Annotated in this window: 9 protein-coding genes; 2 read left to right on the top strand and 7 right to left on the bottom strand. The window is 38.7% G+C overall.

Translation table 11 applies throughout. The features are described from left to right. Window positions 1-6 precede the first annotated feature (6 nt). The 7 genes from CXF64_RS15065 to CXF64_RS15035 form a co-directional block, all read right to left on the bottom strand. Window positions 7-711 carry a SapC family protein gene (locus CXF64_RS15065; RefSeq protein ID WP_024591000.1) on the bottom strand — a complete coding sequence of 235 codons (705 nt, stop codon included), beginning with the start codon at window positions 709-711 and terminating at the stop codon, window positions 7-9. 336 nt (window positions 712-1,047) lie between these two features. Next, on the bottom strand, window positions 1,048-1,758 hold the full coding sequence (gene pgl / locus CXF64_RS15060; RefSeq protein ID WP_024591001.1) for a 6-phosphogluconolactonase: 711 nt from the start codon (window positions 1,756-1,758) through the stop codon (window positions 1,048-1,050). Between the two features lie 2 nt (window positions 1,759-1,760). Then, complete coding sequence (gene zwf, locus CXF64_RS15055) at window positions 1,761-3,233, bottom strand: glucose-6-phosphate dehydrogenase (protein WP_101217414.1); 1,473 nt, start codon at window positions 3,231-3,233, stop codon at window positions 1,761-1,763. 268 nt (window positions 3,234-3,501) lie between these two features. Continuing rightward, window positions 3,502-5,148 carry a glucose-6-phosphate isomerase gene (pgi, locus tag CXF64_RS15050; RefSeq protein WP_101217413.1) on the bottom strand — a complete coding sequence of 549 codons (1,647 nt, stop codon included), beginning with the start codon at window positions 5,146-5,148 and terminating at the stop codon, window positions 3,502-3,504. 667 nt (window positions 5,149-5,815) lie between these two features. Further along, window positions 5,816-8,071 carry an aminotransferase class V-fold PLP-dependent enzyme gene (locus CXF64_RS15045; protein ID WP_101217412.1) on the bottom strand — a complete coding sequence of 752 codons (2,256 nt, stop codon included), beginning with the start codon at window positions 8,069-8,071 and terminating at the stop codon, window positions 5,816-5,818. 135 nt (window positions 8,072-8,206) lie between these two features. After that, the gene (locus CXF64_RS15040) at window positions 8,207-9,283 is read right to left on the bottom strand and encodes an AI-2E family transporter (protein WP_101217411.1); all 1,077 of its coding nucleotides are present in this window, start codon (window positions 9,281-9,283) and stop codon (window positions 8,207-8,209) included. Next, a complete protein-coding gene (locus CXF64_RS15035) occupies window positions 9,276-9,494 on the bottom strand; it encodes a sulfurtransferase TusA family protein (protein ID WP_002961455.1) in 219 nt (72 codons plus the stop codon). Before CXF64_RS15035 ends, CXF64_RS15040 begins: the two co-directional genes overlap by 8 nt. Before the next feature lie 145 nt (window positions 9,495-9,639). Between CXF64_RS15035 and CXF64_RS15030 the strand changes: the two genes are divergently transcribed. Then, window positions 9,640-10,305, top strand: a complete 666-nt coding sequence (locus tag CXF64_RS15030; protein ID WP_007581045.1) for a hypothetical protein — start codon at window positions 9,640-9,642, stop codon at window positions 10,303-10,305. A 1-nt stretch (window position 10,306) separates the two neighbouring features. Then, the gene (locus CXF64_RS15025; RefSeq protein WP_007581042.1) at window positions 10,307-11,764 is read left to right on the top strand and encodes a M48 family metalloprotease; all 1,458 of its coding nucleotides are present in this window, start codon (window positions 10,307-10,309) and stop codon (window positions 11,762-11,764) included. Window positions 11,765-11,796 lie beyond the last annotated feature (32 nt).

The raw sequence follows: 11,796 nt of genomic DNA, 5'->3' as shown, positions 1-11,796 counted from the left end.
GTATAATTAAGCTTGTTTAGCTTTTAAACGCGCTAAACGTGCTACTTGATGAGTAGACGTTAAGAAAGAATAAATTGGTGCTAAGTAACCACGTTTACGAAGCTCTAAGAAATCAGCATCGCTTAACTCGTTTAGCTTTTTCTCATCGATAAGGTAAATACCGTTGATGTCTTTTTTCTCGCCTTTAATGTCTACTGTAAGCGTTTGCGCAATTAGTAGCTCTTTATCAGCAAGGAATTTAGTGAACGCTTCAGTTACTTGAGAAAACTCAATGAAAGATACAAGCGCTTCTTTACGACGTTTTAGGTAATCTGTTTCTTCGCCGTTTTCAAATAATGCATTACCTTCGTCTTCACCAACAAGCGTACTTGCTTCGTCAATTACGATACCGTATTGATCTTGATCTGGGTGTTTAACTAAGCCCAGTGGGTAACGAGTAGATGCCATAGGTGCAAATGCTGCAGTCCATTTACCATCTTCTACAAAAAGGTTTTCGCCTGGCTCTAAGCCAAACATAGCAACAGCTTGAAAAGTGCCGCTTTCGTTGTTTTTAACGAATGACATTGGAAACTCGTTTGCTACGCGTGCAAACTCATGTGCAACTACTGGCACTAAATGTTGAGTTTTCATGAATTCTACATTGATGCCGTTTTGAATTTTAGTGTTGGCATGTTTTTCGTTGTGTAAAGGCTGTACTTGTTGCTCCGCCATGTTACTGCTCCGTTTATTTTAATTTATATGTTTCATTGTTAATACCTTTAGGCTAATGCTTTTGAGCTAAAAAAGGAAGGGAAACTTTTATGACAACGACCATGAAAAAATAAAATTTAACTAAATCTGAACGTTGCTAAAAAACATACAGCTCAAACTCATAATTTTTGTTCAAAAACAACACACTCCGTGGTTGATTTTAATACAAACCAAAGTTATTCATTAACATTGGTTAACAGTTCAGGACTGTTTTTTTGCAGTGTTTAGGCTTAAATTTGAGCAAATAAAAAAGGCCGCTTATATAAGCGGCCTTTAAAAGTTAAATTAGCACCTAAATTAAGGCGCCCAATATACTTCAATATTTATACTTGGGTGATTAAGCACAGCGCGTAGTGGCATGTCATTCACATCGCCTCCCGCTTTTGCTTGCTTATAAACAGCGAGTTTTTCTTCACCGCTAATTAAAAGCTTAACCACTTTAGATTGCGCAATGGCATTTAACGTAAGTGTCATTCGCTCAGTAATACTACCCGTCACATCACTTTGTATCGCATTAATTGCACATACTGTTTGCTCAGTTGTTAAACCGTGGTCTAAACCTTCTGCATTTGGGAACAACGACGCTGTATGGCCATCTGGGCCCATGCCTAGAATAGTTACATCGTATGGCGCTTTTAAAGCACTGTAAGCGGCTTCACACACTTCACTGCCTTGCTGCGCGGTTGCAGCATCGTTTTTCATGGTTATAAAGTTTGCAGCACTGCCAAAATTTTGTAATAACGTACTTTTAATAAATGCTTCGTTACTTTTTTCATGGCTTGGGTCTACCCAGCGTTCATCAACCATAGCAACATCAACATGTTGCCAATCTAAATCAAGCGTTGATAAATGCTTATAAGCGGGCGCAGGAGACGAGCCACCCGACACCATTAATACAGCACGGCCATCGTTTTTAATACCATCACGTAATGATTGCTCAAGCGTTGCAGAAAGCTCAGCTGTTAACGCGTCTTTATCGTCAAAAAATTTTTCAACTAGTGTTGCCATGCTTATACCTTATCGCCTGTGTTAAACCACACGTGGCTTTTTTCTGCCAATAATTCATCAGCATCCTCAGGACCCCAGCTACCAGCACGGTAAAGCGCAGGCTTGCCTTTGTCTTGCCAACGGTCAATGATTGGATCAATCCATTTCCACGCTTGACGAACTTCATCACGGTGAATAAATAATGATGGGTTATTTGCAGCGGCATCAAGCATTAAACGCTTGTACGCATCTGAATGGAAGCCATTGCTGTAAGCTTGTGAAAGCTCAATATTCATTGTTACTGGTTCAAGTTGCATTTGAAGGTTATCAAGACGCTTAGACATAAGCGTTAGTTGAATTGTTTCCTCTGGCTGCAAACGAATAACAAGACGATTTGGCTCGATATTACCCACGTTATCTTCGTAGATATTGTGAGATACTTTTTTGTATTCAACCACAATTTCTGCACAGCGCTTAGCCATACGTTTACCCGTACGAAGGTAAAATGGAACCCCCGCCCAGCGCCAGTTATCAATATGCGCACGAATAGCTACAAACGTTTCTGTTTTACTAGAACCTTCATTTAGCTCTTCTAAGTAACCCGGTACAATTTTACCGTTTAAGTCACCTGGCACGTATTGACCACGAACAATATTTTCATCAACATCGCCATCTACAAGCGGGCGAAGTGCTTCTAATACTTTTAATTTTTCGTTACGAATACTGTTAGCGTTAAGCTTATTAGGCGACTCCATTGCAACTAAACAAAGTAGTTGTAATAAATGGTTTTGAACCATGTCACGAAGTGCACCGGCTTTATCGTAGAAACCAGCACGGCTTTCAAGGCCAACAGTTTCTGATAAGCTAATTTGGATGTTATCAATAGATTTAGCATCCCACATATTTTCAAACAATGAGTTTGAAAAACGTAGCGCCATTAAGTTTTGTACTGTTTCTTTACCTAAGTAATGGTCAATACGGAAAATTTGCTCTTCATTAAAAAATTCCGCAATTTTTCCATTAATTGCTTCAGCAGAATCACCGCAATAACCAATAGGCTTTTCAACAACAACGCGTGATGTAGGTGTAATTAAACCTTTAGTCGATAATATTTCACAACATGTGCCGTAAACAGCAGGCGGAAGCGATAAATAAAACACACGAGACTTAGTGCTTTCGTGCTCATCTAAAATGCCTTTTAGCACATCCCAGTTGTCGTCTGCTTCTGTAACATTACTTACCACTGGCACTAAAAAAGTAGAAAATGCTTTCCAATCTTTAGCGTTAAACTCACCTTTGCTTAAAAATCCTTGTAATGCTTTATGCGCTGTTTCTATGTATTCAGCACGTTTCGATTCTTCGCGTACTGTTGGTAGGATACGTGAGCCTTCAGGTAAGTTACCTTCTTGATATGCTCTGTACATTGCAGGTAGCAATTTGCGTAACGCAAGATCACCACCGCCCCCAAAAATTATAATATCAAAAGGATTAAGCATAGTTACTCTCTACGTTGTGATACCCAGTACACTTTATAAATGCGCGGGTATGCCTATTTATTGCTAGATTAGATGGCTTTTATAGCTGTATTTAAATAAAAGCCTGCTGAATTGTTCTGTATCGATGATTTATTATTATTTTTATCATTGCGCTTATTAAATGAGCCTTAGGGGCCCTGTATCTCCTCTCACAAAAATACAGACCCTAAGCACTCCAGCGCTACCCGTTCAAAGGTACTCGGTTTACTTACTTGCGTAAGCGAATTTTTTACTGCGTACGGTTTTGTTTGTAGTACGCCATTAAGCCGTTTGTAGAACTATCATGAGCATGTTTAACGCTTTCATCAGTGAGTTCACTCTCAATTTTAGATGCTAAACCTTTACCCAGTTCTACACCCCATTGGTCAAACGAACATATTTCTAAAATAATGCCTTGGCAAAATATCTTATGCTCATACAGTGCAATTAAACTGCCCACTGTTTTAGCATCTACTGTATCTAATAGCATAGACGTTGTAGGACGATTGCCTTGATGAATTTTATGATTTAATAACTCATCAATCTCTGCTTGCGATTTACCCTTAGCGGTTAAATCAGCAGTAACTTGCGCTGCATCTACACCACTCATCATCGCTTCTGTTTGTGCAAAGAAGTTTGATAATAAAATATCGTGATGCTTATCAACATTCACTTGTGGTTTAACTGATGCAATAAAATCTGCAGGTACAATTACATTACCTTGGTGTAAACACTGATAAAACGCGTGCTGACCATTAATACCCGTCATGCCCCAAATAATTGGAACTGTAGTATAAGGTACCGTTTCGCCTGCAAAGTTAACGTGTTTACCGTTACTTTCCATTTCGCCTTGCTGTAAATACGCAGGCAACATATGCAGTGCTTGGTCGTACGGTAATATAGCTTGCGCTGTGTAGCCTAAAAAGCTCGTATTCCATACACTAAGCAATGCCATAATTAATGGTATATTTTGCTCAAACGGCGCAGATTTAAAGTGCTCGTCTATTTCAAACGCACCTTCTAAAATTGCTTCAAAGGCGTCGTAGCCTAAATATAAAGCAATTGGTAAGCCTATCGCACTCCAAAGTGAAAAGCGACCGCCAACCCAATCCCACATAGTGAATACGTTTTCGTCGCTGATACCAAAGGCTGCCGTTTTTTCTAAATTTGTACTTACTGCAACAAAGTGCTTTGCAATTGTACTTTCATCTTTTGTTGTTTGTAAAAACCAGTCAACCGCTGTTTTAGCATTTGTCATGGTTTCTGACGTAGTAAATGTTTTTGACGAAATAACAAATAATGTTGTTTCAGGGTCAATGGCTTTTAATATAGATGAAATCTGTACACCGTCAGCATTAGATACGTAATGAACATTTAACGTATCATCAGCAAGTGCTTTTAATGCCTCGGTTGCCATTTGTGGGCCAAGGTTAGAACCACCTACACCAATACTTACAACATCTTTTACCGCTTTACCGGTATAGCCTAACCATTTACCGCTACGAACTTTTTCTACAAACACTTTAATTTTAGCTAATTCGTTGTCTACGGCTTGTGTTACGTTTTCGCCATCCACTATTAATGGAGTGTGAGCACGATTACGAAGTGCCGTATGTAGTACTGAGCGATCCTCGGTGATATTTATTTTTTCACCGCTAAACATTTTATCGCGCCACGATGCAATATCGCATTCTTTAGCAAGCGACATTAAGTTAGCAAAAACATCGTTATCAATAAGTTGCTTAGAATAGTCGAATAATACGCCAGGTACTTGAGTCGAAAACTGAGAAAAGCGCGTGTCGTCTTGTGCAAATAACGTTTTCAGATGTGTTTGTTTCATCTTAGCTGCACTTAGTTCTAGTGCTTGCCAACTTGCTAGTTGCGTTCGGTTAGACATGGAAATATCCTCTAGTTTTTTCAATCAATTGATTTAAAAATGTTTTTTATAAAAGCAAAACTCTTAACACTGCTTATTTACACTAAAATAAAGCGCCGATAGTATAACTAAAAATGCAAAAAAAGTGCTGTTTTTATAATTTTAGATGCCGATGATAACGCAATTTTTAGCTTTTGACACCGGTATCATAAAAATTTTATAAATTAATTTACCCGCAATTTTAAAGGCAACGGGATAGCTTAATCAATCAAAATGAAATATTAATGAATTTTTATCAGCACAATAATTACTTTTTATAGTTATTCACTAATTATTAGGGCCTGTTTATCTTTCGAAGTTAAATTTGCAGCAGTGTGTTTGGCATTTAGGCAAGGCAGAGCCTATGTAGTGTGGTTATTCCCCATAAATAGGCGATAACGTGGAATAAATGCCAAACATGCGCTGCCCGAAGGGTTCTGCCTAGGGGCAATTTACTCTTTGTTACTCGGTTTTTACTTAGCCCACTAGGTTACAAACCTCACGCCGCGATTAAATAGCCCCTAGATTGAACAAATTTTAATCCTGAAAGGTCAACAGGCCCTAGGGCTTGTTTACCTTGCGAGCAAATAAACCTTAAAAACAAAAAAAACGGCCCTAAAGCCGATTTTGTATAAATTACAATCTTTGTTTAATTACTAAGCGCTAACCCGCCACTTAGGTTATAAACCGTTTTGTATCCTAGTTGCATTAAATTAGTTGCTGCAATTTTTGAGCGGTTACCACTACGGCATAATAAAATGTACTTGTTATTTTTGTTTAATTGCCCTTCAAATACCGCATTTGCCATTCTGCTAAGTGGTATATTTAATGTTTTTTCATCTAGCGTATTAAATAACTGAGCAACATTATTTGCTCCATGCTCATACGGCTCCCGAGTATCTATTAAATATGTATCGCTGGTGTTTAACATTACTTTAGCGTCATCAAAATTTAATTGCTGTGTATCAACCTCAGGTAACGCATTTACATAACCACACAATTGCGTGTTATCTACTTGTTTTGAAGCGTCGTACTGCTGTTTTTGTATTGCAAATTCATCAACTGAAATACTGCCGCTCACTAACGCATCAAGTAATGGCGTTTGGTTTTGCTGTACAGCCCAGTTCATGGCAAAACATTGTTGGTAGTCGTGCCCTGAGCAAATAATGCTGGTGCTATTAAGTTGCTCGCTCATTGCTAAAATAGAGCGTGCCATTGCTTTTGCATCCCCACCTATAAGCGATGTATTGCCAAGCCCTGCAGGCAGTATTAAATCACCACAAAAACAGTAACGCGTTTCGCCATTACTGTTTTTTAATAAATAACTTACACTGTCTTTGCTGTGCCCAGGTGTAACTACTTTTTCAAGTACGTCGTTTGCCAAGTTAATACTTGCTGTATTTAGCGGCCAACCTAAAGCATCAACCTCACCTTTTACAACTCTTAATGCAAGAACGCTGGTTAGTAAATTAGTCGCTGACTCTCGCTCTTGATGCAGATGAGTATTAAGCACCGCCGATATAGTTAAGTTTTGTGTATTAGCTATTTTTTCAAAGCGCGGAATAAGCTCAATAATAGGATCAATAATTACAGCGTATTTATCATCGCTTACATAAAGCCAACTACATGCACCTTGGTGCCTAAATTGAGTAAGGCCCAGTGCGCATACTTCTTGTTGTGGCGTGGTGCTGTCAGATACGATTAAACAGTTTGCCTGTAGTATTGCTTTTAGAGCGCGAATACGCACACAAGCATCATCAATATCGTGTTGTGTTGCAGCAGGTCCAAACGATAGCCTGATCGCGTTTTCGCTTTGCCACTTACTTGCACCCATTGCATCTAAAACAAAACTTGTTAATGCGCCTGTACTACAAGCAGAACCACCACTCACGCGAATGCCCGCAGCGTCAAATAAATCAATCACTTCTTTGCTCGTTAAATCGTTAACAGCAAAGTTAAGTGTGGTAGGCACGCTATAAGCAAGATCATGATTGAATGTAATATCGCCAAAGGTGTCTTTTATCGCGCTTTGTAACTGGCTTCGATAAGAATTAAGTACGCTAACAGACTTAAACGTGTTGTCTGATTTATCAAGCAACATACTAAATAGCTTATTTAACCCTGCAATACCGGGTAGATTTTCGGTGCCTGAGCGCATTCCACTTTCTTGACCGCCACCCGCTATAAAAGGTGTGTACGCACTGCCACTACGAATATATAAAAAGCCAATACCTTTAGGTGCATAAAGCTTATGCCCCGAAAAAGGTGCGTAGTCTATTGTTGTATCACTCAGCGCGAGCGCTTGTTTACCGAGCGCCTGCACGCAATCCACCATCCACGATACATTTTTATTACGGCTACGAATTACCTGCTCAATAGCAGGTAAATCTTGATATACACCGGTTTCGTTATTAACGGCCATGGTGCAAATCATCAAAGCGTTATCTATATGTTTAGCTATAAAATTTAAATCTAAAATACCGTTACTATCAACCGGAATAGCAAGCACCTCAGCATTAACGTCAAGTACGCTATTCCAGTGTTTAAGTGTATTTGGCACCGCTTTGTGCTCAGTAGCGCCATATAACAATACGGGGTTTTTAATCGGGTGTTTTTTAGCATCAATTAACGTAGAAACCACCGCAGTTTGAATGCCTTCTGTTGCGCCAGAGGTAAATAAAATATCGCCATTACTTGCGCCAATAACCGTGTGTGCTTTTTGACGTGTTTGTTCTAATAAATGCTTGGCTTGAATACCTGTAATGTGCGGGCTTGAAGGATTACCAAAACATATTTGCATGGTATGAGAAACAACATCAGCAATACAAGGCAACACAGGGGTCGTTGCGTTTGCATCAAGGTAAACTTGTTTTACTGGCTCATCGTGCAATAAAAACTCAGACATTAAAAAACGCACCTTATTACTAAAAAATATATCTTATTACCAATAGTACATAAATTTACAGGTAATGAGTAATAATCAATTAGCACTAGAGGTGCGTTTACTATGCTTTTTTAGACTAAAAGTCTGTTTACTTAATTATTCACTGACCTCTTTACTTATCTCTTCATGCGTTGACGACCAAGCTGTTATTAACGCTTTTACTAATGAGGCCAACGGGATGGCAAAAAATACGCCCCAAAATCCCCACAAGCCACCAAAAAATAATACAGCGACAATTATAAATACCGGATTTAAATCAACCGCCTCAGAAAACAGCAGTGGTACAAGTACGTTGCCATCAAGCGCCTGAATAATTCCGTAAATAATTAAAATGGTCCAAAACTGTGTTTCTAATCCAAATTGAAACAGCGCAACTGCCGCTACCGGAATAGTGACGAGTGCCGCGCCAATAAATGGAATTAATACCGACAAGCCAACAAGCACACCAAGTAATACGGCGTAGCGTAAATCTAAAACAGTAAATGCAATAAAAGACACACCACCAACAATTAAAATTTCAAACACTTTACCGCGAATGTAATTCATAATTTGTTGATTCATTTCGTGCCACACTTGCAAAATCAAGCGTCGTTGCTGCGGGATCAGTTTAGCAATACTTCCCGTTAGCTCCAGCTTATCTTTAAGCATAAAAAACACCAGTAACGGCACAAGTACTAAATATATAAGCCACGCAACAACATCTTTTAATGACGTAAGTGAAAACGACAATACAGTTTGACCAAATTCAATGATTTTAGCTTCTACCGTTGCAACAATAGCTTGTACTTGATCTATGTTAATTAAACTTGGGTATTGTTCAGGTAAAGCCATTAAATAAGACTTCCCTTGTTCTAACATATGCGGGGTTTCTTGCACTAAGTTACTGGTTTGCTTCCAAAGCACTGGGCCAATAACCAAAATAAGGGTGAGCATAATGCTAATAAATATCAACATTACAATAATCGTTGCAGTAAAACGTTTTAAGCCAACGCGCTCTAAATGAACAACCGGCCAATCAAGTAAATAAGCAATAACCAATGCTACAAGCACAGGAACAATTAACGAGCCAAAAAAGTAAAGTAAGGCCACTGAGGCTAATAATAAAAATAATAAGGTAGACGAATGAGGATCCGAGAACTTCCTTTCGTACCATGTTTTTACGTATTCAAACATGTAATGGCTCCACTAATAACAACCCACGTTGTTTATCAAAATTGTAACTATAAGCATTTTTTTGCAAAAAACGTTCAATATCGTTCGCACTTTCACCTTTATTAAGACTAAAAGTGATACGTTGTTTTGAAGATTGCGCACTTCGTAGCGCAAGTTTAAACTGCACAAATTGCTGAGGGCATTTAAACTCTTTTAAATCGCGCTCTACCATAACTACTTTATCCGTATAGTAAATGAATAATAAGTCGCATATTTACGGTCAATATACTTATATACCCAAACCGTTGTAACTTTTTGTTAAAACAATACCTGCAATAGTTTATCCTTATAACATAACTAGCAGTAAGGATAAGTTAATGCCTGGCACGCATAATAAAGCGCAACTACCCAGTAATCCAACACTCAAAGAGATTAATTGGTTTAAAAAGCAAATTAATTGGGGCGAACTACCTCCTTTTTATCACCTTGTTGCCTCATCAATAAGCGAATCAGAAGGGATTTTAGATCATGGATTCGATAATGCAGTTAAACAACTTATAGATAAACGCAATTGGAACTTAGATTTATTAGAAGGCCATGAAGACAGCCTTGGTGTAATACACACTAAACATAAGCCACGTATTGCGCTGCACCAAGTTTTTACCGACAGAGGCTTTGAGCTATGGGCACAGCCTTATGCTAAAGATGTTATTGTTGACCAATACATAAAAAATAATCGCTTTATGGAGTTTAGAGTGTGGGATCCACATTCAATGAAAAACCTGATCAGAATAAGTCAGTTACATAAGTTTATTGGCTTTTATTTTGAACGGGGCGACAAAGCAGATAAAGCCATTATTTTACATGCACATAAAGTAGTACATAAAATTATTACTTTTTTGCAGCGAGAATTGAACGTTGTAAAGCTTGATGGAGTCACAATAAAAGAACTATATCAATTGTGCGAAAAAGACAGCCGTGCAAGCAGTGACGAAATAGACATAGCCAAAATTGCAATTGGCGAACAAATTAACAAGGAATAAAATGCAGCTAAAATCAGCATTTATCACTTTATGCAGTGCCGCGCTTACGTTTAGCTTATTAGTAAGCGAACCTTTGAAAGCGCAAACCAATTTTACTCTTCCTGATTTAGGGACATCTGCATTACAAGCACTGCCACTTGAAAAAGAACAAGCTATTGGCGAAGTAATGATGATGCAAATACGAGGTTCATCGCCAGTTATAAACGACCCTGTGCTAGATGAATACCTCACGACTATTGGCCGTAAACTTGTTGCTAATGCTAACGATGTACGTTTTCCGTTTTCGTTTTTTTGGATAAATAACTCAGAAATAAATGCATTTGCATTTTATGGCGGGCATGTAGGTGTACACACCGGGTTAATAGCTCAAGCCGATAACGAGAGCCAGTTTGCTTCGGTACTTGGTCACGAAATTGCTCACGTAACACAGCGCCACTTAGCACGTAGAATACAGCAGCAACAAGATAACAGCGCGCTGACCATTGCTGGTATGATTGCAGGTATATTAGCAACCGTTGTTGCACCCGACGCGGGTATTGCCATTATATCTGCCAGCCAAACACAATCTGCTTTTAGTCAGTTGACGCATAGCCGCTCAGCTGAGCAAGAAGCTGACCGCATAGGCATGCAAACACTTAATAATGCAGGATTTGATCCCCGTGCATCGAGTGAGTTTTTAACTAAACTTGCAGCGCAAATTCGCTATAAATACAAGCCACCAGCATTTTTGCTAACTCACCCATTACCAGAGAGCCGAGTATCTGATGTACGTTTGCGTGCAGAGCAATTTCCTGTGCGCCTTATGAATGCGAGCCTTGAGTTTAATTTAGCAAAAAGTCGAGTGCTTGCGCGCTATGACAACAAACCAGAAAACGCAGAAGATCTATTTCGAAAGCTACTGCGCGAAAATACCTACAACAACACTGCATTAAAGTATGGCTTAGCCATAAGCTTGCTTGATCAAAAAAAGCTTGATGAAGCAGCGCCAATATTAGACGAGCTTTTAAAAAACGATCCTAAAAACCTATTTTATATAGATACCCATACCGATTTACTTATTGCACAAAAAAAGGCAGATGAAGCCGTTAAGTTTTTAGCGGATTTAAATCAGTATCGCCCTAATAATCAGGTAATTACACTTAACTATGCCAACTCAGCACTTGAAGCTGAGCAATATGAGCTTGCTGAAAATATTTTAAAGAGTTTTTTACTCGAAAAGCCAGATCATAACTTAGGCAAACAACTCCTTGCAGACGCGTATAAAAAACAAGATAAATTAGCCTCTTATCACGAAGCTAACGCCGATGTATTAGCACAATATGGTGCTTATTTAAAAGCCGCAGACGAAGTACAAAAAGCACTAAACTTTGTAGAGCCTACTCAACTTGTAAAGCAACAACGTTTAAAAGCACTACTTACCCAGTATCGACTTTTACAAAAAGAGCTTGCAAGACTTTAAGTCTGCAAGCGGTTACCCTAAAATAGACGCAA

It is taken from the genome of Pseudoalteromonas sp. GutCa3, assembly GCF_002836155.1.
Taxonomy (GTDB): Bacteria; Pseudomonadota; Gammaproteobacteria; order Enterobacterales; family Alteromonadaceae; genus Pseudoalteromonas; species Pseudoalteromonas arctica.
This window is presented reverse-complemented; position numbering and strand designations above follow the sequence as displayed.